The sequence below is a fragment of the Enterobacter ludwigii genome (genome assembly GCF_001750725.1).
In the GTDB taxonomy this organism is placed as follows: domain Bacteria; phylum Pseudomonadota; class Gammaproteobacteria; order Enterobacterales; family Enterobacteriaceae; genus Enterobacter; species Enterobacter ludwigii.
Genome location: NZ_CP017279.1, coordinates 1,377,829 through 1,402,054 on the forward strand (window position 1 = coordinate 1,377,829; position 24,226 = coordinate 1,402,054).

28 protein-coding genes are annotated in these 24,226 nt (G+C 56.5%); 16 read left to right on the forward strand and 12 right to left on the reverse strand.

Annotated features, from left to right (window positions below):
• Nucleotides 1-125 precede the first annotated feature (125 nt).
• On the forward strand, nt 126-413 hold the full coding sequence (locus BH714_RS06595; protein WP_014169939.1) for a DUF1330 domain-containing protein: 288 nt from the start codon (nt 126-128) through the stop codon (nt 411-413).
• On the opposite strand, the gene BH714_RS06600 is transcribed toward BH714_RS06595, so the two are convergent.
• Nucleotides 410-1,804 (reverse strand): amidohydrolase family protein, encoded by a 1,395-nt coding sequence (locus BH714_RS06600; protein ID WP_040017396.1) that lies wholly within the window; start codon nt 1,802-1,804, stop codon nt 410-412. The genes BH714_RS06595 and BH714_RS06600 overlap by 4 nt on opposite strands.
• A 128-nt stretch (nt 1,805-1,932) precedes the next feature.
• Between BH714_RS06600 and BH714_RS06605 the strand changes: the two genes are divergently transcribed.
• Nucleotides 1,933-2,913 (forward strand): LysR family transcriptional regulator, encoded by a 981-nt coding sequence (locus BH714_RS06605; RefSeq protein ID WP_040017397.1) that lies wholly within the window; start codon nt 1,933-1,935, stop codon nt 2,911-2,913.
• Here BH714_RS06605 and BH714_RS06610 read toward each other — a convergent pair.
• The 4 genes from BH714_RS06610 to BH714_RS06625 all read right to left on the reverse strand — a co-directional run bounded on the left by BH714_RS06610 (nt 2,836) and on the right by BH714_RS06625 (nt 8,782).
• A complete protein-coding gene (locus tag BH714_RS06610; protein ID WP_040017398.1) occupies nt 2,836-5,895 on the reverse strand; it encodes an efflux RND transporter permease subunit in 3,060 nt (1,019 codons plus the stop codon). The two genes, BH714_RS06605 and BH714_RS06610, sit on opposite strands and share 78 nt — an antisense overlap.
• On the reverse strand, nt 5,892-7,001 hold the full coding sequence (locus tag BH714_RS06615) for an efflux RND transporter periplasmic adaptor subunit (protein ID WP_040017400.1): 1,110 nt from the start codon (nt 6,999-7,001) through the stop codon (nt 5,892-5,894). Before BH714_RS06615 ends, BH714_RS06610 begins: the two co-directional genes overlap by 4 nt.
• 74 nt (nt 7,002-7,075) lie before the next feature.
• Complete coding sequence (locus BH714_RS06620; RefSeq protein ID WP_014169944.1) at nt 7,076-7,690, reverse strand: TetR/AcrR family transcriptional regulator; 615 nt, start codon at nt 7,688-7,690, stop codon at nt 7,076-7,078.
• Between the two features lie 273 nt (nt 7,691-7,963).
• Nucleotides 7,964-8,782: an SDR family NAD(P)-dependent oxidoreductase gene (locus BH714_RS06625; RefSeq protein ID WP_040017401.1), complete on the reverse strand. Its 819-nt coding sequence runs from the start codon at nt 8,780-8,782 to the stop codon at nt 7,964-7,966.
• Between the two features lie 96 nt (nt 8,783-8,878).
• Between BH714_RS06625 and BH714_RS06630 the strand changes: the two genes are divergently transcribed.
• A complete protein-coding gene (locus BH714_RS06630; RefSeq protein WP_040017402.1) occupies nt 8,879-9,247 on the forward strand; it encodes a MerR family transcriptional regulator in 369 nt (122 codons plus the stop codon).
• A gap of 36 nt (nt 9,248-9,283) precedes the next feature.
• On the opposite strand, the gene BH714_RS06635 is transcribed toward BH714_RS06630, so the two are convergent.
• The gene (locus tag BH714_RS06635; RefSeq protein ID WP_040017403.1) at nt 9,284-10,219 is read right to left on the reverse strand and encodes a LysR family transcriptional regulator; all 936 of its coding nucleotides are present in this window, start codon (nt 10,217-10,219) and stop codon (nt 9,284-9,286) included.
• Nucleotides 10,220-10,318: 99 nt separating this feature from the next.
• On the opposite strand from BH714_RS06635, the gene BH714_RS06640 reads away from it, so the two are divergent.
• The 3 genes from BH714_RS06640 (at nt 10,319) to BH714_RS06650 (ending at nt 12,763) form a co-directional block, all read left to right on the forward strand.
• Complete coding sequence (locus BH714_RS06640; protein ID WP_040017405.1) at nt 10,319-11,431, forward strand: alkene reductase; 1,113 nt, start codon at nt 10,319-10,321, stop codon at nt 11,429-11,431.
• Nucleotides 11,428-12,150 (forward strand): SDR family oxidoreductase, encoded by a 723-nt coding sequence (locus BH714_RS06645; RefSeq protein WP_176399546.1) that lies wholly within the window; start codon nt 11,428-11,430, stop codon nt 12,148-12,150. Before BH714_RS06640 ends, BH714_RS06645 begins: the two co-directional genes overlap by 4 nt.
• A 73-nt stretch (nt 12,151-12,223) precedes the next feature.
• Nucleotides 12,224-12,763 (forward strand): ester cyclase, encoded by a 540-nt coding sequence (locus BH714_RS06650; protein WP_040017407.1) that lies wholly within the window; start codon nt 12,224-12,226, stop codon nt 12,761-12,763.
• Between the two features lie 111 nt (nt 12,764-12,874).
• Here the strand turns inward: BH714_RS06650 and BH714_RS06655 are convergent, their stop codons facing one another.
• Nucleotides 12,875-13,342, reverse strand: a complete 468-nt coding sequence (locus BH714_RS06655; protein ID WP_014169951.1) for a nuclear transport factor 2 family protein — start codon at nt 13,340-13,342, stop codon at nt 12,875-12,877.
• 103 nt (nt 13,343-13,445) lie between these two features.
• Between BH714_RS06655 and BH714_RS06660 the strand changes: the two genes are divergently transcribed.
• On the forward strand, nt 13,446-14,030 hold the full coding sequence (locus BH714_RS06660; RefSeq protein WP_040017409.1) for a TetR/AcrR family transcriptional regulator: 585 nt from the start codon (nt 13,446-13,448) through the stop codon (nt 14,028-14,030).
• Nucleotides 14,031-14,116: 86 nt separating this feature from the next.
• Here the strand turns inward: BH714_RS06660 and BH714_RS06665 are convergent, their stop codons facing one another.
• Together BH714_RS06665 and BH714_RS06670 are read right to left on the reverse strand one after the other, a co-directional pair.
• A complete protein-coding gene (locus BH714_RS06665; protein ID WP_040017411.1) occupies nt 14,117-14,887 on the reverse strand; it encodes a hypothetical protein in 771 nt (256 codons plus the stop codon).
• Nucleotide 14,888: 1 nt separating this feature from the next.
• Entirely contained in the window at nt 14,889-15,086 is a 198-nt protein-coding gene (locus BH714_RS06670) for a hypothetical protein (protein WP_008502331.1), read from the reverse strand.
• Between the two features lie 263 nt (nt 15,087-15,349).
• Between BH714_RS06670 and BH714_RS06675 the strand changes: the two genes are divergently transcribed.
• From BH714_RS06675 to BH714_RS06710, 8 genes are read left to right on the forward strand one after another with little or no spacing between them, the layout of a single operon-like run.
• Nucleotides 15,350-15,784, forward strand: coding sequence for a nuclear transport factor 2 family protein (locus tag BH714_RS06675; RefSeq protein ID WP_014169955.1), 435 nt, complete (start codon nt 15,350-15,352; stop codon nt 15,782-15,784).
• Nucleotides 15,781-16,500, forward strand: coding sequence for an SDR family NAD(P)-dependent oxidoreductase (locus tag BH714_RS06680; RefSeq protein WP_040017413.1), 720 nt, complete (start codon nt 15,781-15,783; stop codon nt 16,498-16,500). Before BH714_RS06675 ends, BH714_RS06680 begins: the two co-directional genes overlap by 4 nt.
• The gene (locus tag BH714_RS06685; protein ID WP_040017414.1) at nt 16,497-17,756 is read left to right on the forward strand and encodes an NAD(P)/FAD-dependent oxidoreductase; all 1,260 of its coding nucleotides are present in this window, start codon (nt 16,497-16,499) and stop codon (nt 17,754-17,756) included. The genes BH714_RS06680 and BH714_RS06685 overlap by 4 nt, the downstream gene beginning before the upstream one ends.
• Nucleotide 17,757: 1 nt before the next feature.
• A complete protein-coding gene (locus BH714_RS06690; RefSeq protein WP_014169958.1) occupies nt 17,758-18,480 on the forward strand; it encodes a DUF1365 domain-containing protein in 723 nt (240 codons plus the stop codon).
• The gene (locus BH714_RS06695; RefSeq protein ID WP_040017415.1) at nt 18,477-19,697 is read left to right on the forward strand and encodes an SAM-dependent methyltransferase; all 1,221 of its coding nucleotides are present in this window, start codon (nt 18,477-18,479) and stop codon (nt 19,695-19,697) included. The genes BH714_RS06690 and BH714_RS06695 overlap by 4 nt, the downstream gene beginning before the upstream one ends.
• Nucleotides 19,694-20,179 carry a DUF2878 domain-containing protein gene (locus BH714_RS06700; RefSeq protein ID WP_040017417.1) on the forward strand — a complete coding sequence of 162 codons (486 nt, stop codon included), beginning with the start codon at nt 19,694-19,696 and terminating at the stop codon, nt 20,177-20,179. Before BH714_RS06695 ends, BH714_RS06700 begins: the two co-directional genes overlap by 4 nt.
• Nucleotides 20,176-20,700 carry a hypothetical protein gene (locus tag BH714_RS06705; RefSeq protein WP_040017418.1) on the forward strand — a complete coding sequence of 175 codons (525 nt, stop codon included), beginning with the start codon at nt 20,176-20,178 and terminating at the stop codon, nt 20,698-20,700. The genes BH714_RS06700 and BH714_RS06705 overlap by 4 nt, the downstream gene beginning before the upstream one ends.
• Entirely contained in the window at nt 20,697-21,224 is a 528-nt protein-coding gene (locus tag BH714_RS06710) for a DUF3833 domain-containing protein (protein WP_040017419.1), read from the forward strand. The genes BH714_RS06705 and BH714_RS06710 overlap by 4 nt, the downstream gene beginning before the upstream one ends.
• Nucleotides 21,225-21,226: 2 nt before the next feature.
• On the opposite strand, the gene BH714_RS06715 is transcribed toward BH714_RS06710, so the two are convergent.
• On the reverse strand, nt 21,227-21,697 hold the full coding sequence (locus BH714_RS06715) for a DMT family transporter (RefSeq protein ID WP_032681070.1): 471 nt from the start codon (nt 21,695-21,697) through the stop codon (nt 21,227-21,229).
• 4 nt (nt 21,698-21,701) lie between these two features.
• Entirely contained in the window at nt 21,702-22,136 is a 435-nt protein-coding gene (locus BH714_RS06720; protein ID WP_040019024.1) for a DMT family transporter, read from the reverse strand.
• Nucleotides 22,137-22,235: 99 nt separating this feature from the next.
• On the opposite strand from BH714_RS06720, the gene BH714_RS06725 reads away from it, so the two are divergent.
• Nucleotides 22,236-23,168, forward strand: coding sequence for a LysR family transcriptional regulator (locus tag BH714_RS06725; protein WP_040017420.1), 933 nt, complete (start codon nt 22,236-22,238; stop codon nt 23,166-23,168).
• A 3-nt stretch (nt 23,169-23,171) separates the two neighbouring features.
• Here the strand turns inward: BH714_RS06725 and BH714_RS06730 are convergent, their stop codons facing one another.
• Nucleotides 23,172-24,200, reverse strand: a complete 1,029-nt coding sequence (locus tag BH714_RS06730; protein WP_025204256.1) for a methionine synthase — start codon at nt 24,198-24,200, stop codon at nt 23,172-23,174.
• Between the last annotated feature and the right edge of the window lie 26 nt (nt 24,201-24,226).

The following is a 24,226-nucleotide window of genomic DNA, read 5'->3' on the forward strand; positions in this document are numbered from 1 at the left end:
GTTATTTTTTGGGTGATTTATTCCCTTATTGATGACTAATAGAGTGTCTTCGTACCGCGTAACGCTGTCAAACAGGTTGATGCGTTTTACACCACCGGCAACAGTCCTCAGGAAGGATAAAGAAGATGAATAAAGGTTATTTAATCGCCCACGTGACCGTCACAGATCCTGCTGCCTATGCAGAATATGCGAACGCTGCCGGGGAAGCGCTGCAGGGGTTCAACCCCCGGGTCATCGTCTGGTCAGGGGAATATGAAAATCTCGAAGGGGAGGCGCATGAACGCCATGTCGTTTTAGAGTTTGATTCGTATGCTGAGGCCAAACGTTTTTATAACAGTCCCGGGTACGTGGCCGCCAGAAAGCTGCGCGCGGGGGCGGCAACCGGGACATTTGTTGTGGTTGAAGGGGCTTAATCCTGCGCCAGCGGCAGGAAGGCGTCAGCAAATATGTCCGGCTCATACCCGGCTGAGGTAAAGAGATGATGACGTGATTCATCAATGGCCTCGCGAAGGCGGGTGATGTCTACCCCCAGCACGTTGCCGTCTTGCTTCACGATTCGTCCGGCAATCATGACGGTATGGATGTTGCTGCGCTCTGCCGCATGGACCACCGTGCCAAATGCATTGCCGGACGGATAGAGGTTGAGATCGCCGGCGTTAATAAGCACCAGGTCGGCCTGTTTACCCGGCGTCAGGCTGCCGATGCTCTCCTGTAACCCTGCACAGGCCGCACCATCGACGGTGGCTGCTTTCAGGAGCTGTTGGGTATGAAGCGTATTTACGGTGTGCGCTGAACCACAGCAGCGCTGCTGATGCATGCCCATGACGCGCTGGAGGTAAAAAGCCACGCGCATTTCCATAAACATGTCGCCGCTGTACGACGTTTCATTGTCAACGCTGAGGCCGGGGCTGATGCCGTGGCGTAGTGCGGACTGAAGGGCAAACATGCCGTCTTCGATACCGTAGTGCGCATCGGAGCGGGGGCAGACGTTCACGCGTACACCCGCGTCCCGCAGGATTTTCCATCCGTCGTCCGGCAGTGCGGTGCAGTGATTAAAAATATTGTCCGGCCCCAGAAGCCCCTGCTGATGCAGCGCCTCAAGCTGCGACGCCATTTCACCCCCAAAGAATTCGGTCACGATTGGCAACCCCAGCCTGCGGGCCTCCAGCCATCTCTCCGGTTCCAGCTGGGCCATGACCGCCAGCGAAACAAGACTCTCAGGGTTATTCTGGAAATACTTTTCTTGCAGGCGCTGCCAGTTACCGGGCCAGTGCGGGCGGTCCCATTCTCCGGACACCGGTGCACCGGAAGCGTGTACGGCGCGGATCCCTGCATCCAGCAGGGCCTCAACGGCCGCGTCCGAATGCGCAGCGGTGCGGCTGTTATGGGAATTATCAATCACCGTAGTGATACCGGCATCAATACACCCCAGGGCGGTGAGCAGGTTGCCGATATAAATATCGGCAGGGCGATAATACCTGGCAAACGAGAAGTGCGTGGCGTTGCAGTAATCTTCAAGCGTTTTGGCGTCGGGGTTAATGCGGCGCAGTTGTCCCTCCCAGGCATGGCGATGGGTATCTACCAGGCCCGGCATGGCAATCATATGTGTGGCATCTATTAGGCGGGCGCCTTCTGCTGCCAGATTTTCACCAATGGCGACGATCTTTGCGCCTTCGATAAGGATATCGCCGCGCTCAAGATTACCCACCCTGTCATCCATGCTGAGCAGGGTTGCGCCCTTAATCAACGTGGCGGGTGGGGTTATGCTTTGATTGTTAATCATATTTCTCAGGTAATCGCTCATCTTCTTGTCCTTTGTCTCTTCATGGGTGAGAAATTACGCCACCCGATTACGGCGAAAAAGATGCTTAACGTGTTTTCATTATTCATAATCTACGAAGAATAATGTGAGCGACGGTCGGGGGAGAAAAAATGGATCGTATTCAGGCAATGCAGATCTTCATGCGGGTAGCGCAGGCCGGAAGCTTTGTCCGCGCAGCCGAAACGCTTTCTCTGCCTTCGTCAACGGTCACCAGCAGCATAAAAAATCTGGAGAATTACCTCCAGGTGCGCCTGCTTAACAGAACGACAAGGCGGGTGAGCCTCACCGCTGAAGGTGTGCAGTATCTGGCGCAATGCCAGGAAATACTGGCGCTAATCGATCATGCCGAAACGAGCCTGACGGCGTCAGTCCGGCGCCCGCAGGGACGCTTGCGGGTGGATATGCCGGGCGGGATCGCGGATTTCATCGTGATGCCTCACCTGAAAGATTTTTACCGGCTTTATCCGGATATCTACCTGATGTTGGGCGTCAACGATCGGCAGGTTGATCTGGTGCAGGAGGGGGTGGACTGTGTGATCCGAACGGGGGATCTGAATAACTCGACTCTTGTTGCCCGTCCTCTGGGCCGGTTTCGCTGGGTGACCTGTGCCTCACCGGACTATCTCAGGAAGTTCGGTATTCCCCGCTCGCCAGACGACTTATCACAGCATCGGGCGATACACTATTTTTCCGATCAGACCCGACGGGCGGATGCGTTACGCTTTGTCCGCGGGACAGAGACCGTCTCCATCCCTGTCCGCGGCGAAGCGGCCGTAAATGCCACCGGGCTTTATATCAACATGTGCCTTGAAGGTTTCGGGCTGGCGCAGCTGGCTGAGAGCATTGTCTCAGCGCATCTGCGGGAGGGAAGGCTGGTTGAGGTTCTGGCTGACTGGCAACCGCCTTCGGTGCCCGTTACGTTGCTTTATCCCCATCAGCGTTTTCTCTCTCCCGCAGTGCGTGCTTTTGCAGACTGGATTGCCGGGCTTATCCCGAACGCCAGCCCGGCACCGTCAGGCGGCGGGCTTGATCCGAAACCAGATCGCATACATCGCAGGCAGGAAGACGAGGGTAATAATGGTTCCCCCTAGCGTTCCGCCAATCAGCGTGTAGGCCAGCGTTCCCCAGAACACGGAGTGCGTCAGGGGAATGAACGCCAGCACGGCGGCCATGGCCGTCAGTAAGACCGGCCTCGCGCGCTGTACGGTCGCCTCAACCACGGCGTGGAACGGATCGAGACCGTCCTTCTGGTTGTGATCGATTTGACCAATGAGTATCAGCGTGTTTCGCATCAGGATCCCCGAAAGCGCGATCAGGCCGACAAGAGCATTGATGCCAAACGGCTGATTGAAAAGCAGCAGCGTAGGAACCACACCAATAAGCCCCAGCGGTGCGGTCAGGAATACCATGACCATGGCCGAGAGTGAACGCACCTGCAGAATGATTATCAGCAGCGTCAGGGCAATCATGATGGGGAACAGCGGGGCCATGGCCTGGGTGGCTTTGCCGGATTCCTCAATCGATCCCGCCATTTCGATGCGATAGCCAGGTGGAAGCGAATCAACAAGGGGTTGCAGCTGTTTCATGATGGCGGTTGACACATCCGGGGGCTGAAGGTTTTCGGCAATGTCTCCCCGCACGGTAATCGTGGGCGTACGATCGCGACGGCGCAACAGCGGATCTTCCATTCGGATCTCAATCTCCCCGATTTGTGACAGCGGAACGCGTTGCCCGGCGTTACCCACCAGGGTAAAGCCCTCTATCTTCGCCGGATTAAGGCGGATATCACCCGCGGCGCGGCCCGTAACCTGTACCGAACGAATATCTTCCCGCACGGAGGTGATGGGAACGCCCGACAGCAGGAACTGAAGCTGCTGGGCAACGGCGTTCGACGTTAAGCCGGTAGCCTGCAGGCGGTTCTGATTGAGGGTGAAATGCAGGGTCGGTACGCGTGAACCCCAGTCGGTATTGACGGTTCTCATCATCGGGCTGGCCTGCAGCACACCTTTAACGTTATCTGCAATGTCACGCAGTTTATCGACATCCGGACCCATTACACGCCAGGCGACCGGGAAGGGAGAATAAGGCCCGAACACCAGCTGCGTGACCCGCACGCGTGCCTCCGGAGCCAGCCCGCGGGCTACCGCTTCGCGAAGGCGGAACTTCAGCGCCTCGCGTGACTTCTCGCTGTCCGTCATGACGACAACCTTCGCGAAAGAGGGATCGGGCAACTCAGGGGCCATCGCCAGATAAAAGCGCGGCGAACCCTGGCCAATGTAGGCGGTGACGATGCTGGCTTCAGGCTGTTTGCGCAGCCACGCTTCGATTTTCGCGGTGGCGGCGCTGGTTTGCTCAATCGATGTGCCATACGGCATCTGCACTTCCACCAGCACCTCGGGGCGGTCGGATGTCGGGAAAAACTGTTTCTTAACCAGCCCCATCCCCAGTACTGCGAGGGTGAAGATGGCCACGACGGACGCGGCAACGATCCATTTTCGGGCGATCACGCGGCTCAGGGTATGACGAAAACGGTTATAGCGCGGGGTGTCATAGATGGCGGCATGACCACCTTCGACTTTTGCGATGTCCGGCAGGATTTTGACGCCCAGATAAGGGGTGAATACCACCGCCACAAACCACGAAGCTATCAGGGCGAGGCCGACTACCCAGAACATATTACTGGTGTACTCCCCGGCGGTTGACTGCGCAAAACCATTCGGCATAAACCCGATGGCTGTCACCAGGGTTCCGGCCAGCATTGGCGCGGCGGTATGGCTCCAGGCGTAGGCGGAGGCTTTGATTCTGTCGTAGCCTTCCTCCATTTTTACCACCATCATTTCGATGGCGATAATGGCATCATCAACCAGTAAGCCGAGGGCAAGAATAAGGGAGCCCAGGGTAACGCGGTCGAAGTTTATACCGGAGGCTTCCATCACGACAAAAACGACCGCCAGCGTCAGCGGCACTGCCGCTGCGACAACGATGCCCACGCGCCACCCCATACTGACAAAACACACCACCATCACCACCAGCAGGGCGACGAAGAACTTGATCATAAACTCATCGACCGACGAGCGGATATTCACCGACTGATCGGTGACTTTCGTCAGGGTCATCCCCAGAGGCATATTCGCATTGATATTTGCCGTTTCAGCATCCAGCGCTTTACCCAGCGCCAGGCCGTTCCAGCCTTCACGCATGACAATACCGAGCAGGAGGGTGGGTTCTTGCTGGTTACGGATCTGCAGGGTCGGTGGATCTTCATACCCCCGTTCAACCGTTGCTACGTCGGACAGCCGGAGCGTTTTGCCCTGCGCGATAAGGGGCGTATCGCGGATCTTCTGCAATTTATCGAAAGCGCCGTCGAGGCGGATAAAGATTTGCGCCCCGCGCGTTTCAATCGAGCCCGCCGCGGTTAATGCGTTCTGGCTGTTGAGCGTGGTGAAAATATCCTGCGGCGAGAGTCCCAGTGTTGCCAGACGGTCATGCGAGAAGGAGATGTAAATCCGCTCGGCCTGTTCCCCGATGATGTTCACTTTCTTTACGCCCGGAACGTGCAAAAGCTGCTGGCGCAGGGCTTCGGCGTCACGCACTAACAGACGCTGTGGTTCGCCTTTCGCTTTCAGTGCAAAAAGGGCAAAGGTGACATCGGAAAACTCGTCATTGATCATCGGCCCCATGACGCCTGCCGGAAGGTTTTTGGTTTCATCCCCCAGTTTCTTTCGCGCCTGGTAAAATTCCTCCTGAACCTGAGAAGGCGGGGTTTTGTCCTGCAATGACAACGTGATAAACGCCATACCGGGGCGGGTATACGTTTCCGTGCGGTCATACCATTTGAGTTCCTGCAGACGTTTTTCCAGCGGCTCGGCGACCTGATCCTGGATTTCCTGCGCGGTTGCGCCGGGCCAGACGGTGATAACCGTCATTTGCTTAACCGTGAAGGGTGGATCTTCCGCGCGGCCAAGGCCAAAAAACGAGAAAATACCGGCAAGGGTAACCAGAATAATCAAGAACAGCGTGACCGAGCGCTCGCGTACCGCAAGCGCTGACAGGTTGAAACGACCTCCACTCATGGTGTCATCCCCGCCTGAGTGGCATCGCGCTGTTCCGCCAGCCGGACCGCTTCGCCTTCGTGCAGAAGATGGACGCCTAACGCAACAATCTTCTCTCCGGGCTGCACGCCGCCGGTCACTCTGGCGATATCATCCCCTACGCTAAGCACCCTGACAGGCTGCCAGACGACTTTTGTCGGCTGAGCGGAAATACGCCAGACGCCAGGCCCTTTCCCCGCATCGAAGAGGGACGCCAGAGGAACCTGCATTACCCGGCTGTCGCCTTTGCCGTGTTCGATGCTCAGCGTCACGGTCGCCCCCAGCGGCGCGTTCGCCAGCGCGCCATCCAGCACGTATCGGGCCTCAAAGGTACGGGTGGTCGCATCGGCTGAATCAGACAGCAGGCGCAGCTTCGCGCTAAAGGGCTGTTTTTCGTTACCGTAGAGCGTTGCCAGGGCTGTACTTCCTACGGCAGGGCGCAGGGTTTCCGGCAACTGGACCAGCGCCTCGCGCTGCCCCGCGCGGGCCAGACGGATCACCGCCTGCCCGGCGCTGACCACCTGTCCAGGCTCGGCAAGCGTCTCCATCACCACGCCGTCTGAATCGGCAAGTAGCACGGCATAACCGGTGGCGTTTTGCGCCACGCCTGCCTGTGCCCGGGCAGCGCTGAGCTCCGCTCTGGCGCTGTCGGCTGCGGCTTTAATCTGGTCGTACTCTGACGCCGACACTGCACCGGATGCCACAAGGCCGCGATAACGCGCCTCATCGCTGGACGCTTTACGTGCGTGCGCCTGGGCAGCATCCACCGCTCGCTGCTGGGCCTGCGCCTGTAATTTCAGATCAACAGGATCCAGACGCATTAAAGGCTGGCCCTGCTTAACGGTTTGACCCGTATCGACAAGACGTTCGAGAATTTTGCCCTGCACCCTGAAGCCTAAATCACTTTGCGTTCTTGCCACCACCACGCCGGTAAAGGCGCGTGACGTCTCGTTCGCAGGGATCACGGACGCAAACCTGACAAGCGGTGGCTGCGTGCGCGGATCGTCACTGGCGTGGTTATCGCCGCATGCCACCAGGGCAAACGGCAGGAGGCATACGGCAAGGCGGGCTGAATGAAGCCTGAGCATGGGAACCCTTATTACATTAACAGGACGGTATCCGCATTCTCATTCTAGTGACCAATAAAGTCAATGGTCACTAATCAGGGGGCCAGGCTTCGCAAAATCAGAGAGGAGAGGACAACCGCCGCGGTCGGGGCGGCTTCAAGGTTGTACTGCAGCTGAACAGGGTTAATGAAAGGGCACATCACCATATAGATCGCCAGTGTAGCTTCGTCCAGAGGGGTTTTTCTCTCGAACTCACCGGCTTTTCTGCCCTCGACAACAATGCTCTCAATCAGCTTCAGCAGACGTTCGGAATACCTTTCGGTTGAAGGCCACTTGTCCCGCGCGGCAACGGCGGCAATGTCGTAGAGTTTACGCTCATGGAAAAACAGTTCACTTCCCGCCTCGGTGAGCGCCCTGAACAGACGACGCAGCTTTTCGCTTGCGGATGGCGCATCAGCGATGGCTGCATTGACCGCCGCCATGATCATATCAAGACGGTTCGCGCAGATGACCTCGCCGATTGCCTGCTTGGAATCAAAAAATTTATAGATATAGGCTTTTGAAAAACCGATGGCTTTGGCAAGTTCGGCGACGGTGGTTTTTTCATAGCCGTAATGGCCGAAATGCTCATACGCAGCTTCGACGATTTGCTCTCGGACCGTGTGATCGAGTGGACCACGTGTGGATGGGGTGTTCATGTCTTTAGTCATTATTTCAGCTTAGCGTGACAGGCTCCGATTGACAACGTGTGACCATTTGGTAATTGGGTTACATGGTTGAGTGGGCAAATGGCACATGCACAGTCGTCTGTGGAACTCGAGGGATAATACTCGTTAGCCCTGAGCCGTTAAGACTGCATCATCAACCAGGTCGGCTAAGTGTATCACTGTTTTTCGCGGGATATTGTCAGTCTTTGCGAGAGGTTGCGCGCGTTTCAGTGCAATTGCGCGGCACTGAAACGTCACGCTTTGACCTGAACGGGATTATGCGTCTGAGTGCGTCCCCTGACCGGCGGGCTTAGGTCGTAATACTTTTTCAGCAATGATCGCCAGACGTCGGCGGGTGACAAACCGGTGTAACTGGCCCAGCAGCCAGTTGCCGCAGCCGGGGATCAGCGTATTGCGTTGCGTATCCACGGCCCGTAACGCCAGCGCGACTACGTTCTGCGCTGGCATTCTTTTGCCCACTGACGCTTCCTCGGCGTTCACCACCTCAAAAAAGGCGGTATCCGTTGCGCCGGGGCAAAGCGCCAGCACGCGGATGCCGTGAGCGCGGTATTCTCCCCACAGCGCGTTCGAAAAGGAGAGTAAAAATGCCTTTGTTGCCCCATAAATTGCCATATACGGATCCGGTTGCATGGCCGCGGTCGAGGCCACGTTAATCATCACGCCTGAACCTTTACGCAGCATCGCGGGCAGCAGGGCGTGTGCGAGCGCCACGGGGGCAACGCAGTTGACGTTGATCTCTTCACGCTGGCGCGCCAGAGATAGCTTTTCAAATCGCCCGTAGGTGGCAAACCCCGCGCTATTAATCAAAATATCGGGATAAAACCGTAACGCTTCCAGCCGTTCCACAATGTGGGTAATGGCCTCAGGCAGCGTTAAGTCCTGCACGATAACGGTGAGTGATACGCCGTGCGTTTTGTGTAGCTCAGCCGCAAGCGCCTGCAGCGTTGCCTCGGAGCGGGCAACCAGGATCAACCCCACGCCACGGGCCGCGAGCTGGCGGGCGAACTCCCGTCCTATGCCCGAGGATGCACCGGTAACCAGTGCTGTTTTTCCTGTATAATCAAAAGAATTCATAACATAAATCCCGTTTTCCCTGTCTGTGCGGCACAGGATAAACCGTGTACTCAGGTACACGGTCAAGCGTGATTTTTACAAAGTGAGAACGACGCGATGAGGATCGGCGAGCTGTGTGCCAGAACTGGGTTATCGAAAGAGACGGTGCGTTATTATGAAAGGGCGGGCTTGCTGGAAAAAATTCCGCAGCCAAACGGCAGTAATAACTACAAAGTCTACTCGGCTGTGGATTTACAACGGCTGAAGCTGATCGGGCATGCCAAAATGCTGGGGTTTACCCTGGCTGAAATCGCCGATGTTCTGGCGGTCTGGGTTGATGACCGCTTTACCGCGGAGGAAAAACAGGCCGCTTTGCGGCGCAAACTGGCGCAACTGGCCGAGAAAGAAGTGGCGCTGAATGAACTTCGGACCCGCTTGACCGATGCCCTTCATAAAGTCGGTCAGCCGTGTGTTGATGTATTTTAAACGGCTGACGCGGGCCGTTTAACGCAACCGGTGGCTTCACGACGTCATCAGCTCACCGCGTTCAGTCTTTTTAAGCCAGTCGATAAAAAACTGGCTAAATGCGGTGACCTGAAGCGGCTGGAGTTTCCGTTGCGGGTAGACAAACTGTAGCCCGACATCTTTGCGATCAAACCGGCTAAAGCCGGTGAAGCTCCCGGCAAGCAACACTTTCAGCCTTCCTTTCTCGACATCGTCCTTCACGTCCCACCACGATTTGCCCGCAATGCCAGCCCCGTCGAGGGCCCACTGACGAAGCAGCGCCCCGTCATCACAGACCATGGCAGGCTCTACGCGAACGACGCGCTCTTTCCCCTCAACCTCAAACCGCCATTCATTCATCACCACTCCTTGCGACTCCAGCGCCAGACAGCGGTGGTCCGTCAGCGCGTCACAGGAGGCAGGGATACCCAGGTCGTTAAGATACGCTGCTGACGCGACCAGCACCCGGTGATTGGGACGGATATTTCTGACCACCAGGCTGCTGTCTGGCAGGTTGCCGAAGCGAATGCTCATATCCAGCCGGTTAGCGACCAGATCCTCTACGTGTTCTCTTAAGTAAACGAAAAATTTGATTTCCGGATGCAGGCGGGAAAATGCCATGACGGCGGGGCTGAGATACTGCCTGCCAAAGTCAGAGGGGGCGGAAAGACGAATGTTGCCGCTGAGCACGCCCTCTTTTTGTGCCAGTAACGACTCGGCATGATGCATCTCTTCCAGCACGCGCAGTGCAGCATGGTAAAACTCTTCGCCCGCCCGGGTGAGGGAGATAGCCCGCGTGGAACGGTGAAACAGGCGCGTCTGGTAGCGTTCTTCAATCGCTTTGAGGCGGGCGGTCATGGTGGCCGGGGAAAGTGACAGGCGGCGGCCAGCGGCGGAAAGCCCGCCAGCCTCGGCCACTTCAACCAGCAGCGCCATATCTTCGAGTTTACCCATTATTCATATTTTCCGAAAAGTGCATCTGATTTTAGTGTAATTATCAAAATCAGATGCCACCTGTAAAGTGATTTCATCGTAACCACAAGGGACGTCCAGATGAACCAGACCTCACTTTTTGAACGCTACAGGTTAGGGGATCTCAACCTGAAAAATCGCATCGTCATGGCACCAATGACCCGTGCCCGCGCTCTTCAGCCCGGAAATATTCCCTCGACGCTGATGGCTGAATATTACCGACAGCGGGCCAGCGCGGGCTTAATCATCACCGAAGCCACGCAGATTTCGCCTCAGGGCCAGGGCTATTCATGGACTCCGGGGATCCATACGCCAGAGCAGGTCGCGGGATGGCAACGCACTACCGGCGCGGTCCATCAGGCGGGAGGGGTGATTTTTTCCCAGCTCTGGCACGTGGGGCGGATGTCTCATGCCCGTTTTCACGAAGACGGACTGCCCGTCGCGCCCTCCGCGCTGGCACCCGATGCGAAAGTATGGGTGGTGAATGAACATGGCGAAGGTCAAATGGTTGACTGCCCGACGCCACGCGTGCTGTCGCGAAAAGAGATCGCGCTCGTCGTCGAACAGTACCGACAGGCGGCGCTCAATGCCGTTCAGGCCGGATTTGATGGCGTGGAGGTGCACGGCGGAAACGGCTATCTGATTGATCAGTTCCTGAGATCCACGTCAAACATCCGCACGGATGAGTATGGCGGCAGTCTCGTGAACCGGATCCGCTTCGCGCAGGAGGTGCTCGATGCCATTGCGCAGGCCATTGGCGCTGAGCGTACCGGTATCCGGCTTTCGCCGTTTATTACACAGCGGGGAATGAACGATCCGCAGGTCATCGAAGCCATTCTCGCCCTCGCGGCCTGGTGCCAGCAACGAGGCATTGCGTTTATTCACCTGGCGGAAGCCGACTGGGATGATGCGCCACAGGTTCCGGAAAGTTTCCGCAAAAAACTGCGCGAAACATTCCGTAGCACCCTGATCGTGGCAGGAAATTATACCCCCGAAAAGGCGGAAAAAATCCTCGCAGCAGGGTATGCCGATTTGATTGCGTTTGGACGCCCGTTTATTGCCAATCCCGATTTACCACATCGGCTGGCGCATCACTGGCCGCTGAATGACGTCAGCGATCCCGCCACGCTCTTTGGTGGTACAGCGGTGGGGTATACCGATTACCCTACTTACAACCTGTGTGAGGAAAAATGATGACCCGTAAAACGTTAATTATTGGCGGCGCGTCCGGTATTGGTTTTGCTGTAGCCCGTGCCCTGGCAGCACGCGGCGACGACATTATTCTCGCGGGACGCAATAAAGAGAAACTGAGCGCTGCCCGCGCGCGGCTCAGTTCATCTCCCGCCTCTGTTGAGACCCTCGTCCTCGATATTAGCAATGAAGCAGAGGTGATCGCGTTAAGCGAAACGCTGGGTGAGGTCGACAATATTATTGTCACGGCCGGCTCTCAGGCACCGGGAGGGCCGATTTCCAGCCTCGACCCTGGCGCGGCGAAACTGGCTTTTGATACCAAATTTTGGGGCAGTATGCATGTCGCCAGGTATCTGAGCGGGAATATTTCGCCCCGCGGTACGCTGACGCTGACCAGCGGATTTGTTGCACGCCGCGTGGTAGCTGGTGCCATAGTCAAAACCACCATGAACGCCGCCATCGAGGCGGCAACAAAAGTGCTGGCAAAAGAGCTTTCACCGCGTCGCGTAAACGTCATCAGCCCGGGTCTGACCGATACCGAAGCCCACGCCGGGATGGATGCGGCTGCGCGGGAAAAAATGCTGACTGTTGCAGCACAAACGTTGCCCGCTAAAGCGTGGGGACAAGCGGAAGACGTTGCTCAGGGCTATCTCTTTGCCATCGATAATGCCTTTGTTACGGGCTCGGTGATTGATATTGAGGGCGGGGCATTAATTAACTGACCCCGCGTTGATCCGAATTTATTCCGGCAGTGAACATGCTGGCGGAAAACGTAATCACAGGTTGTAAGCGTTTATGCAATATTCAACATATACACGTCCAGCTGTGCTGGCGTTAATTCTGGCTGGCGTATCCGGCGTGGCTTATTCGGCCCAGAGCGACCGGGTGAAACCGAATCTTCTTATTGTGGATAACACGCTGTCGCAAACGCAATTAACGGCGAACGAACATGCGGCCGTTACGTATGCCACGTTCTGGGATACCGGGAAAGAGTCTCTGGCGCGGGAAGCGCTGGCGGTTAATTTTGTGGATAAAACCCCACCGGAAGGCCGTAAACAGGGGCCAGAGGGCGCCATTATGGCCTCGAGGGCATTTCGCACCGCGGTGCCGGATTTACGCTGCGAGGTGGAACAAATGATCGTTACGGGTAATCGTGTCGTGTCCCATTTGCATTTCCACGGTCATTTCAGCGGGACATTTGGCAAAATAAAAGGGCAGGGTCAGACCGTGGATTTTATCGCGACGGATATCTATGAGATCGGCGACGGTAAAATAGTGTCCAACTGGCATATTGAAGATAACCTGACGCTGATGAAACAGTTGGGTGTGATTTAAATAATAGTCTGCCTCTTTTTCATGGTGTAAAAGATAAGCCCGCCCGGGTAACCGAAAGGTTACCCGGAGCGTATAACCCCCCGTAATGGCGAAGCATGATCCTGACGAAACCTACAGCCCCAGGTCGCTCAGTGAAGGGTGGTCATCAGGACGTCTGCCCAGCGGCCAGTGAAACAGGCGCTCAGACGCTTTTATCGGCATATCGTTGATGCAGGCGAAGCGGCGCTTCATCAGACCATCCGGCTCGAATTCCCAGTTTTCATTACCGTAAGAGCGATACCAGTTGCCTGAATCATCATGCCATTCATAGGCATAGCGCACGGCGATACGGTTTTCCGTAAATGCCCACAGCTCTTTGATCAGACGATAATCCAGCTCTTTTTTCCATTTGCGCTCCAGGAATGCCTGTGCTTCCTGACGGTTAGTGGCAAACTCCGCGCGGTTTCGCCACTGGGTATCGAGCGAATAGGCAAGTGCGATTTTGGCCGGGTCGCGACTGTTCCAGCCATCTTCTGCCAGTCTGACTTTTTCGATGGCACTTTCACGCGTAAAAGGCGGTAAAGGGGGGCGTGTGTTCATTTCGGCTACCTCTGGTTGGCATTAGGTAGACAGGTCTGTCTACTGGTGTTAATCTAGGCCTGAAAAATAACGCTGTCAACCTGTCAATTGAGGCCGTCGATCTGTGAATACAGTCAACTTGAATAACGATAAAACAATCAGTGTGAGGGAAAAAATCTTGCTGACCGCGCACGATCTGTTTTATTCCAGCGGATTTAAAGCAACGGGCGTGGATACCATTATCAAGCAGGCTAAAGTCACGAAAGTGACGTTTTATCGCCATTTTCCGGGAAAAAGTTTACTGATTGTTGCCTATCTCCACTATCGACACGAAATATGGATTGACTGGTTTGAAAGCACGCTGCGTCGACATCTTGCTGCGGGTAAAACCCCGGCCAGTGCATTATCTGACACGCTGTATGAATGGTTTATTTCGGCGTTATTCCATGGGTGCGCCTTTATTAATGCCAGCGCAGAAGCAAAATCTGAAGAAAATGAAGGCGAAATAAAAGATATTTGCCGCAATCATAAAACCGAAACAAAGGCAAAAATAGCGTCCCTGACCGGCATAACCGATGAGAAAACCGTTAATGAAATCATGATGCTGATCGACGGTGCGATTATTCATGCGCAAATGGGGATCGCAGCGGATGAGGTCATAAGCTCATTGAAAAAGGGAGTAGAACGGCTAACAGAAAACGCCGCCTGAACCGGGGCACGATCGGCCGTCGACGAAATACGCTTAGCATGGAAGGGCTGGCGCTGAGCCTGGCAGTGAATGCCAGGCTCCTGCCTTTAGTCATCATCTTCTGCCCGTTCCGCCAGCGCCAGCGAGCTGGCACTGGCCGGATCAAACAGGGAAATACTCTCGATCTGATTCAGCATGATCACCTTTCTGAAGTCCATTGCGCTTCCGGGTTCTGAATCCAGAGTAATGTCGTGGCGGGCATACCATTTGCTGTAATTATTTTCGATGCAAATCCGCATTGTCTCTTCATCGCGATAGCCGCTTAGCATGGGGATCAGCACGATATTGGCGGTTTTTTCATACTCGAGCGTTGCGGTGTGGATCATGCCGACATAAATCCGTCTCGAGCGCAGCGTCACCTGCGCCAGCTCCCCTTGCTCCATACACTGATACAGCAGTTGTTCGATACCGCTCGACTGCGCGAGACGTTTGTAGAGCTTCTTCCTGCCTTCACCGTCCAGCCTGGCGCTGCCTGCCCAGTTAGAACGATAAAGACAAAACAGGATGGCGAAGGCCAGCATGACGACGACCGGTGCCTGAATACCTAAAAAGCTCCAGTTCATAAAATCTATTTGCCAGTCGGCATAGGTCTGCGCCGTGAAGTGGAAGGTGTTGTCGGCGGCAGAAAGTGCATAGAGCAACAGCCAGAGCAGCCCCGTGGCGATCACCCCTTGCAGAACGAAGATACAGCCATACAGGGCAACGAGAAAATAGACATCCCAGCCGAAAGATCGCTTGATTTTAAAACGGGTCGACAGGTCACGGCTGGTGTACCAGTACCCACAGACCATCAGCACCATAAAGATAGCCGTTCCCATATCAGGCCCTCTTCAGCGCGTTAACATGACGCAGGAAATCCTGTCGCACCTCGTTGCTCTTGTAGTTCACCGAGGCGTTCCCGTCCTGGTCGATGATGATGCGATCGCCATCCTCCACGGCTTCGATAATTTCCTGCTGGCTCATCACCTGGAGCAATGATTCCGGGCTGGAGAAAAGTGACAGAAAGAAACGTTTCATCTCGGGGTTTCCTCATCCTTATGATTAAAAAGGATAAGTCTGGAAGAAGAAGGGGAAATTCGCCTTAAGGTAAAACTGAAAAGCAAAACGGGAAACAGGTGCGTCAGAAAAGGTTCTGAAAAAAATATCGGCAACACAGGTGTAACTTTTTGAAAAATAATATAAATAAAAAATAGTTTTACACAAACTTGGACAAATAACGTTAATTGTGTAAGTTTTAATTATGCGATTACGCCACGTTGTTTACCGCCAGGATGTGACCCATGAGCACTTTGCCCTCTGTCGTGAGTCGGTTTGTTGAGTACTACACCGCACTGGATAGCCAGCCGCCCTCAGCGCTGGTCGGGCTTTATCATTCGGATGCCACGCTTATCGATCCGTTCGGCGAGCATGACGGGATTTTCGCGCTCCAGCGCTATTTCACCCATCTGCTGGCCAATGTTGAAAATTGCCGTTTTACCATTGATCCTCCGCTGTTTGGTGACCGCCGTTTCGTTGTCACGTGGATTATGCACTGGTCGCATCCGCGCATTGCCGGAGGCGAGCCGCTCGACCTGCCGGGATGTTCGGTGGTGGAGACCGAACATGGGTTGATTACTCGCCAGCGTGACTATTACGACGCCGGAGAGATGATCTACGAACACCTTCCGCTGCTCGGTTGGGCAGTGCGCGGCGTGAAGCGGAGGGTGAACGCATGAGCACGGTTCTGATTACCGGAGCAAGCTCGGGCATCGGCGCCGGGCTGGCGAAATCCTTCGCTGCTGACGGCCACACGGTTATCGCCTGCGGGCGCGATCCGGCGCGTCTGGACGCCCTGCATCAGCACAGCCCCACTATCACGGTTCGCCTGTTCGATATGACAGACAGGGACGCCTGTCGCCAGGCGCTGACGGGCTGCTATGCCGACCTGGTTATTCTCTGCGCCGGTACCTGCGAATACCTTGAGCAGGGCGTGGTGGATGCAGCGCTGGTAGAGCGGGTGATGACAACCAATTTCCTCGGGCCAGTGAACTGTCTGGCCGCGTTACAGCCGCAGCTGGTTTCAGGCAACCGCGTGGTGCTGGTCAGCTCCATGGCGCACTGGCTGACGTTCCCGCGCGCAGAGGCTTACGGCGCGTCCAAAGCGGCGCTGAGCTGGTTTGCCGACAGTCTGCGGCTCGACTGGGAGCCGAAAGGGGTCGCCGTGACGGTGGTATTCCCGGGCTTCGTTGATACGCCGCTGACGCGAAAAAATGACTTTGCCATGCCGGGCAGGGTGAGCGTTGAGGAGGCCGTGCAGGCCATTCGGGCCGGGCTGGCGAAAGGGAAAATGCATATTGCGTTTCCGGTGGGGTTTGGCCTTATCTTGCGGTTGCTCTCAGGGCTTCCCGCATTTCTTCAGCGCGCACTGCTGCGCAGGATGGTGCGTTCATGAAGATTGCCATTATCGGCAGCGGCATCGCCGGGTTGACCTGTGCCTGGCGTCTTGCTGGTCATCACGAGGTGACGCTCTTCGAAGCGGGGGCCACTCCCGGCGGTCATACCGCGACGGTTGACGTGCCGACGCCACAGGGCACTTTCGCCATCGATACCGGTTTTATCGTCTACAACGACCGTACCTACCCACGATTTATGGGCCTGCTGAGCGAGCTGGGTATCAGTGGGCAAAAGACGCAGATGAGCTTTTCGGTGCATAACCCGCAAACCGGGCTGGAGTACAACGGACACACCCTGACCTCGTTATTTGCCCAGCGTCGAAACCTGGTGAACCCGTCGTTCTGGCGGCTGCTCGGGGAGATTGTCCGCTTTAATCGCCTGGCGAAACAGGCGCTGGAGAGCGAGCCAGATCCGCACGCGACGCTGCAGACGTTTCTGGACAGGCACCGCTTTACGCCGTTTTTCGCGCGTCACTACATTCTGCCAATGGGGGCGGCCATCTGGTCATCGTCGTTGCAGGAGATGAAACGTTTTCCGTTGCCGCTCTTTTTGCGTTTCTTTGACAATCACGGCCTGCTGGATGTGACGCATCGTCCGCAGTGGTACGTCGTGCCCGGAGGTTCGCGGGAATACATCCGCGCCATGCTGGATAAACTCGGTGACCGCCTGACGCTGCACCTCAACGCCCCGGTGCTGCGGGTGATTCGTCAGCAGAATGGGGTAACGATCCAGCTCGACAACGCGAGCCACAGCGTTGATCAGGTGATTTTTGCCTGTCACTCCGGGCAGGCGTTGGCGATGCTTGACGCGCCGAGCGCGGCAGAGCAGGACGTACTGGGCGATATCGGCTGGCAGCGTAATGAGGTGGTGCTTCACAGCGATCCGCGCTGGCTACCGGTACGTCAGCGTGCCTGGGCGAGCTGGAACTACCGTCTGAGCCAGCAGGATCAGGCCAGCGCCTGCGTCACCTACAACATGAATATTTTGCAGGGGTTGCCTGCGGGTAGCCCGCTGTTCTGCGTCACCCTTAATCCGGACATCCCCGTGGATGAACGCTTTGTTCTGAAACGCTTTGTCTATGAACACCCGCTGTTTAACCCCAAAAGCTGGCGTGCACAGGCGCGTCGCGGTGAGATTAACGGCCACCAGCGTAGCTGGTTCTGCGGCGCTTACTGGTACAACGGCTTTCATGAAGATGGCGTGCGCAGTGCGCTGGACGTGGTGAATGCGATAGCCGCCGGGGAGGGGAACTGAAATGAACAGCTGCCTCTATCACGGTGTATTACGCCATCGTCGCTTCCGGCCGAAAGCGCACCAGTTCCGCTACAGCGTCTTTATGGCCTGGCTCGATCTCGATGAGCTGGAGACGTTGCCTGCGGTCGGGGTCCGTCGCAATCGTGTTGCCGCCGCCTCGTTCCATGATGCGGATTATCCGCTGGGCACGCCGCTTAAAGAGAATGTCCTCACCAGGCTTGAAAGCCTGACCGGAGAACGGCCGCAGGGGCGGGTTATGCTCCTGACGCAGCTGCGCTACTTCGGATTCCATTTTAATCCGGTCAACTTTTACTACTGCTATGACCGGGCGGAGACGCTGCGCTGGGTGCTGGCGGAAGTTCGCAATACCCCGTGGAATGAGCGTCATTACTACGCGGTGAATGGGCAGGATGCGCGTCCCACAGAAAAAGCGTTTCATGTTTCCCCTTTTAACCCGATGGACATGGTTTACCACTGGCGCTTTAACCCGCCTGACGACTCGTTGCATATGCACATTGAAAACCATCAGGAAGCGAAGGTGTTTGACGCCACGCTGGCGCTACGCCGGGAGCCGCTTACCCGGGCGGCACTGCGGTCGCTGCTGCTGCGCATTCCACTGATGACCCTCAAAACCGTTTTCGCTATTTACTGGCAGGCGCTGCGGCTGTGGCTCAAGCGCGTGCCGCTGTATAACCATCCCGTCAGCAGGAGTGAACGCTCATGACCGATCCCGTCTTTGCGCTTGAACCCGATATCCCGCGCAACGTCCGCATCGCGCGCTGGCTGCTGTTTCGTCTCTTAAGCGGTATCCGCGGCGGCTCGCTAACCCTGCGTGAGGGTGCGCAGACGTTCCATTTCGGCGAGACATCCGCTGCGCTGCATGCCAACGTTCAGATCCTGAGCCCGGGCGTGTATTGGCGTGTCTTAACGGGGGGCAGCCTCGCCGCCGCTGAGGCCTGGATGGATGGCGAATGGGAAACCACACAGCTCACACCATTGCTTGAGATCCTGGCGCTTAACGGGCAGGTGCTTGGCCGGCTGGAAAAGGGATTTCGTCTGTTCAGCAGGCCACTTGAACGGCTTCGCCACTGGACGCGGCGAAACTCACGCGCCCAGGCCCGCGAAAATATTGCCGCGCATTACGATCTGGGTAACACCTTCTATGCCCATTTTCTGGACAACGAGTTGCTCTACTCCAGCGCGCTGTTCACCGCAGATGAGCAGGATCTCACGGCGGCTCAACAGGCCAAAATGGCTCGCCTGTGCGATCAGCTGGCGCTGAACGCCAATGATCACCTGCTGGAAATTGGCACAGGCTGGGGCGCGATGGCGGAATATGCCGCCCGTCATTATGGCTGTCGGGTGACCACCACGACGCTGTCGCAGGAGCAGTATCTCTGGGCGAAAGAACGGATTGTCCGCGCCGGGTTGCAGGATCGCGTTGAGGTACTGCTGTGCGATTACCGCGACCTCACCGGAGAGTACGACAAGCTGGTCTCGATAGAGATGATTGAGGCCGTGGGGCAGCGCTATCTGCCAACCTTCTTCCGCACCTGTCAGGCCAGGCTGCGACCGGGAGGTCGTATGGCAATACAGGCCATCACCATTCAGGACCAGCGCTATCGTGACTACAGCAAAAGCGTCGACTTTATCCAGCGCTACATTTTTCCCGGCGGTTTTTTACCAAGCATCACCGCCATGAATGAGCTTATGACGCGCCACACCGATTTCGTGATGCGCAATCTCTTTGATATGGGGCCCGACTATGCCCGCACGCTGGCTCTCTGGCGCCAGCGCTTCGTGCATGCATGGCAAGAGATTGAAAAGCTTGGGTTCGATGAGCGGTTTCGTCGGATGTGGCTGTACTACCTCGGTTACTGCGAAGCCGGGTTTAACGCCCGCACCATCAGCGTGGTGCAGCTGACCGCCGAGCGCGTATGAAACATTATTTGCAGGTCTTTCTGCTGGCTATCGCGTTCGATTTTTACTGGGCGCTGGTGGTGCTCTTTCGCGAGCAGGGCCTGATTATCTGGATCGTGCTGGCGGTCGTGGCCTGCCTGCTGTTGCCGTCCGCGTACCGACTTTACGCCATTGCGCTGGCCGCGGCAGGGAGCCTGCTGGATGCGCTCTGGGCGTTGACGGGCCTGATTGCGTTTACGGGTGAGTCACTGATGCCGCTGTGGATGGTGGCACTGTGGCTGATGTTCGCCACCGTCTGGACTCAACTGACGCGCACAACAACATTACCCGGCTGGCTGCTGACCCTGCTGGCAACCGTGGGTGGGCCTGTCGCCTATCTGATTGGCGAACGGCTTGGCGCCATTACTTTTCTGGAGCCGACCTTTATTGTCATCAGTTGGATGGCACCGGGCTGGCTGGTATTGATGCTGTTTTTCCATCTGCTGGTGGGTAGACAAAAATGAGAGCTGCGGCACTGCTTCTCTTACTGATAATCCTGTCCCCCGTGGCTCAGGCTGCCGACTGGCTGACCTGGCGCAAGGTCGGTGACGCCACGCTGACCTGGGGGCCGTTCACCGTCTATACCTCACAGCTTCGCACGCCGGAGGGGCGTTACAGCGGGGAGAACGGAGATCGGGCGCTGATCATCACTTACGCGCGTGAAATCGACCGTGAAGACCTGGTTGAGGCAACGCGCGATCAGTGGCAGGCACAGGGGATCCTCGAGCAGGAACCCCAAAGCGAAGCCTGGCTGCGTATGCTCCAGTCGCTCTGGCCCGATGTTGGGCCGGGCAGCCAGCTGGCGTTTGTGGTCACCGACAGGCAGGGGCAGTTCTGGTACCGCGCTTCGGCGGTGCAGAAAAACTTTATTCCGCTGGGACCACGTCAGTCCGCCGCGTTCAGCACGCGCTTTCTGGCAATCTGGCTCAGTCCCCGCACGCAATATCCCGCGCTGCGTCAGCAGCTGACAGGAGGGCAACAATGAAACGTATACTGGTCATCGCGCTGGCGGTAACGATGCTGCTGGCCGGCTGCAGTACAGAGGTGACGGAATACCGTCAGCAGCAGCCGAAGCTGGATATCTTCCGCTATTTTCAGGGGAAAACCGAAGCGTGGGGCATGGTGCAGGATCGCAGCGGTAAACATTTGCGCCGGTTTCACGTTGAGATTGCCGGGGACGTTATCGGCGATACGCTGACGCTCAATGAACATTTCGTCTATGACGACGGCGAAAAGCAGCAGCGGGTATGGCATATCCGACGGATGGGGGGCGATCGCTACGAAGGCACGGCAGGGGATATCGAAGGGGTGGCGACCGGGCAGGCGGCGGGAAACGCCTTCAACTGGCATTACAGCATGCAGGTGAAAGCCAATGGTAGCACCTGGCTGCTGCACTTTGACGACTGGATGTACCTGCAGGATGAAACCCATCTGTTCAATAAAACAGAGCTGAAGAAACTGGGCGTCACCGTCGCCACGGTGACGCTGTTCTTTACCCGCAAGGCGTGACGTTACTCGCTCCCGGGCGCCGGTTCGGCGGGGGTTTTGCTGCTGAGGTAGATGAAGATCAGCGCAATGGCCAGGCAGACGATGGCCCCGAGACGGCTCAGCGAAAACGGAATGACCGCGTTACCCAGCCAGCCAAAGCTGTCAATCAACATGCTCATGGTGAGCTGGCCGAAGATCACCGCGACCGTGGCAACGGCGGTACCGATACGTTGTACCGCCAGTACCATTATCACAATGTAGGGCACGCCGAACAGGGCACCGAGCAGCTGCCATTTGGGCACGTCCATCAGGGTAACGGCCTGTTTGGGTTCAAAGAAGAAGATCAGCAGGGCGGTGACCAGCGCACCAACGGAAAACGTCAGAAACGCGCTTTTAAAGACGCCCACGCTGCTTCCCAGCTGTCCGTTGATGGCGGCCTGGATGCTCAGCGTCGCGCCGCCACACACTGCCAACATAATCATAATCAGTGTCATTTTGTTACCCCTGTGCAACCAGAACCAGCGCGGCAATGATGAAAAGCAGCGCGATGATGCGTTTACCGTTAATCTTTCTGGGCGTGGTGCCCAGCAACCCATAGTGGTCAATGATAAGACTCTTAAAGACCTGACCTGCCAGAATGCCAATCATCGTCAGGGCAATGCCGATGGCCGGCGTGGCGAGGGTCAAAATGACGACGTAAACGGGCCCGATTACGCCGCCGAGCAGTTGCCATGCGGGCTGTGTGAAAAACGACGGGCTGTTACGCGGGCTGAAAAACAGCATCAGCAGAAACGTCAGCGCGGCACCTGTACCGAAAATACTGAACGTGGCCCATAAATCGCCGACTTCCCCACCCAGTGGCCCCAGCAAGCCAGCCTCTACGGAGAGGCCCATGCCGCCGAGAATAACCAGTAAAATTAACATCCATTGCATATTCATTATCTCTACGTTCTGAAGGCGAAACAGACTAGCCCTGAACATCGATGAGAAAAATGCCATAATGCAGGAAACACCTTTGCAGGAAATGCACTAATGGTTGATGCCGGAAATATGAATATCCGCTCGCTGCGGGTTTTTATTGCGGTTTACGAAGCGCAAAACTTTTCTGTGGTTGCCCGGCGGGAGGGGATGTCTGCTTCGCAGGTTTCACGCGTTATCTATCAGCTTGAGGACGCGCTCGGCCAGCAACTTTTCTATCGTAATACCCGGGCGGTGATCCCAACGGAAAGCGGCCACCTTTTTATCCGCTACGCCAGAGCGATGGTGGAAAGCCTGGAGGAGGCGCGTCGGGAACTGGATGAGCGTTCGACGGAGCCTTCCGGCACGCTGCGCATTAATGGCCCGGTGTACTTTGGGCAGCGACACGTTGCCCCTGGCCTGCCTGCACTGGCGGCGCGGTATCCCCGGCTGAATATAGAGCTGACGCTGACCGATGACTTTATCGACCCGCACAAAGATGCCGCCGACGTTATCTTTCGCATCGGCACGCTGACGGATTCAACCTTTCACGCGCGGGTTTTTGGCCAGCAGCGTTACCATCTGGCCGCGTCGCCGGACTATTTGCGAAAACACGGTGTGCCAGACGGGCCGGATGACCTCAGTCGTCACCGGTGCCTGGTCTACCGCGGGTCGTCAGGTCCCAATCGCTGGCTGGTGCGAGGTCAGGGGGAAGCCTGGGTGCATTACCCCGTGGTGCCGCTGATGACCTCCAATAATGCGGAGTCGCTGCTCATTGCCGCGCTGGGCGGGATGGGGATCGTGCTGTTTCCGGACTGGTTGATTGGCGACAGACTGCAGAAGGGGGAACTGGTCGCACTCCTCGTGGAATGGGAGTGCGCCATAAATACCGAGCCGCTGAACATTGCGGCGATCTATCCTCACGCCCGTCATCCGCCCCTGAACGTCAGGGCGGTGATTGATCATTACGTGGCGCTTTTCGGCACCCCGCCTTACTGGCAGACGTAGCGATTACGCGCCGAGTTCTTTACGGATAATGTCGGCGCCGGCGCTCAGGGCGTTGAGCTTTCCGTTGGCAACCTGACGTGAGAGCGGGGCCATCCCGCAGTTTGTTGATGGCCACAGCTTGTCGGCATCGACAAACTGCAGCGCTTTACGCAGCGTATCGGCCACTTCCTCTGGCGTCTCAATGGTATTGGTCGCCACGTCAATGGCACCCACCATCACCTTTTTGCCGCGGATCAGTTCCAGCAGGTCCATCGGTACGCGGGAGTTGTGGCACTCCAGCGAGATGATGTCGATATTGGACGTCTGCAGTTTAGGGAAGGCTTCTTCATACTGCCGCCATTCTGAACCGAGCGTTTTTTTCCAGTCGGTATTGGCTTTGATGCCATACCCGTAGCAGATATGGACCGCGGTCTGGCAGCGCAAACCTTCGATGGCGCGTTCCAGCGCGGCAATACCCCAGTCGTTCACCTCATCAAAAAACACGTTAAAGGCCGGTTCATCAAACTGGATGATATCAACGCCTGCCGCTTCTAACTCCCTCGCTTCCTGGTTGAGAATTTTGGCAAATTCCCAGGCCAGCTTTTCGCGGCTTTTATAGTGAGCGTCATAGAGGGTGTCGATCATGGTCATCGGGCCGGGCAGAGCCCACTTGATCGGTTTATCCGTGAGCTGACGCAAATACTTTGCGTCATCAACGAACACCGGTTTTTGACGGGCGACGGCATCCACCACGGTCGGCACGCTCGCGTCATAGCGGTTACGAATTCGCACGGTCTGGCGGTTCTCAAAATCAACGCCGCTGAGATGTTCAATAAAGGTGGTGACGAAGTGCTGACGAGTCTGTTCCCCGTCGCTGACAATATCAATGCCCGCACGGATCTGCTCATCCAGAGATAAACGCAGCGCATCCTGTTTACCGGCAAGTAATTCCTGATCCTGCAATTTCCATGGCGACCAGAGCGTTTCGGGTTGCGCAAGCCAGGTTGGCTTAGGCAAACTGCCAGCCGTTGAAGTCGGGAGCAATGTTTTCATAGTAGAAGACCTTTATTATCGATTAA

Excerpts from the sequence above, each read along its gene's own strand:
- BH714_RS06695 (WP_040017415.1), top strand. The coding sequence starts at position 18,477 with ATGACCGATCCCGTCTTTGCGCTTGAACCCGATATCCCGCGCAACGTC.
- BH714_RS06630 (WP_040017402.1), top strand. The coding sequence starts at position 8,879 with ATGAGGATCGGCGAGCTGTGTGCCAGAACTGGGTTATCGAAAGAGACG.
- BH714_RS06675 (WP_014169955.1), top strand. The coding sequence starts at position 15,350 with ATGAGCACTTTGCCCTCTGTCGTGAGTCGGTTTGTTGAGTACTACACC.
- BH714_RS06715 (WP_032681070.1), bottom strand. The coding sequence starts at position 21,697 with ATGACACTGATTATGATTATGTTGGCAGTGTGTGGCGGCGCGACGCTG.
- BH714_RS06680 (WP_040017413.1), top strand. The coding sequence starts at position 15,781 with ATGAGCACGGTTCTGATTACCGGAGCAAGCTCGGGCATCGGCGCCGGG.
- BH714_RS06605 (WP_040017397.1), top strand. The coding sequence starts at position 1,933 with ATGGATCGTATTCAGGCAATGCAGATCTTCATGCGGGTAGCGCAGGCC.
- BH714_RS06690 (WP_014169958.1), top strand. The coding sequence starts at position 17,758 with ATGAACAGCTGCCTCTATCACGGTGTATTACGCCATCGTCGCTTCCGG.
- BH714_RS06705 (WP_040017418.1), top strand. The coding sequence starts at position 20,176 with ATGAGAGCTGCGGCACTGCTTCTCTTACTGATAATCCTGTCCCCCGTG.
- BH714_RS06600 (WP_040017396.1), bottom strand. The coding sequence starts at position 1,804 with ATGAGCGATTACCTGAGAAATATGATTAACAATCAAAGCATAACCCCA.
- BH714_RS06645 (WP_176399546.1), top strand. The coding sequence starts at position 11,428 with ATGATGACCCGTAAAACGTTAATTATTGGCGGCGCGTCCGGTATTGGT.
- BH714_RS06655 (WP_014169951.1), bottom strand. The coding sequence starts at position 13,342 with ATGAACACACGCCCCCCTTTACCGCCTTTTACGCGTGAAAGTGCCATC.
- BH714_RS06635 (WP_040017403.1), bottom strand. The coding sequence starts at position 10,219 with ATGGGTAAACTCGAAGATATGGCGCTGCTGGTTGAAGTGGCCGAGGCT.
- BH714_RS06670 (WP_008502331.1), bottom strand. The coding sequence starts at position 15,086 with ATGAAACGTTTCTTTCTGTCACTTTTCTCCAGCCCGGAATCATTGCTC.
- BH714_RS06685 (WP_040017414.1), top strand. The coding sequence starts at position 16,497 with ATGAAGATTGCCATTATCGGCAGCGGCATCGCCGGGTTGACCTGTGCC.
- BH714_RS06615 (WP_040017400.1), bottom strand. The coding sequence starts at position 7,001 with ATGCTCAGGCTTCATTCAGCCCGCCTTGCCGTATGCCTCCTGCCGTTT.
- BH714_RS06650 (WP_040017407.1), top strand. The coding sequence starts at position 12,224 with ATGCAATATTCAACATATACACGTCCAGCTGTGCTGGCGTTAATTCTG.
- BH714_RS06595 (WP_014169939.1), top strand. The coding sequence starts at position 126 with ATGAATAAAGGTTATTTAATCGCCCACGTGACCGTCACAGATCCTGCT.
- BH714_RS06720 (WP_040019024.1), bottom strand. The coding sequence starts at position 22,136 with ATGCAATGGATGTTAATTTTACTGGTTATTCTCGGCGGCATGGGCCTC.
- BH714_RS06710 (WP_040017419.1), top strand. The coding sequence starts at position 20,697 with ATGAAACGTATACTGGTCATCGCGCTGGCGGTAACGATGCTGCTGGCC.
- BH714_RS06700 (WP_040017417.1), top strand. The coding sequence starts at position 19,694 with ATGAAACATTATTTGCAGGTCTTTCTGCTGGCTATCGCGTTCGATTTT.
- BH714_RS06640 (WP_040017405.1), top strand. The coding sequence starts at position 10,319 with ATGAACCAGACCTCACTTTTTGAACGCTACAGGTTAGGGGATCTCAAC.
- BH714_RS06620 (WP_014169944.1), bottom strand. The coding sequence starts at position 7,690 with ATGACTAAAGACATGAACACCCCATCCACACGTGGTCCACTCGATCAC.
- BH714_RS06665 (WP_040017411.1), bottom strand. The coding sequence starts at position 14,887 with ATGGGAACGGCTATCTTTATGGTGCTGATGGTCTGTGGGTACTGGTAC.
- BH714_RS06610 (WP_040017398.1), bottom strand. The coding sequence starts at position 5,895 with ATGAGTGGAGGTCGTTTCAACCTGTCAGCGCTTGCGGTACGCGAGCGC.
- BH714_RS06725 (WP_040017420.1), top strand. The coding sequence starts at position 22,236 with ATGGTTGATGCCGGAAATATGAATATCCGCTCGCTGCGGGTTTTTATT.
- BH714_RS06625 (WP_040017401.1), bottom strand. The coding sequence starts at position 8,782 with ATGAATTCTTTTGATTATACAGGAAAAACAGCACTGGTTACCGGTGCA.
- BH714_RS06730 (WP_025204256.1), bottom strand. The coding sequence starts at position 24,200 with ATGAAAACATTGCTCCCGACTTCAACGGCTGGCAGTTTGCCTAAGCCA.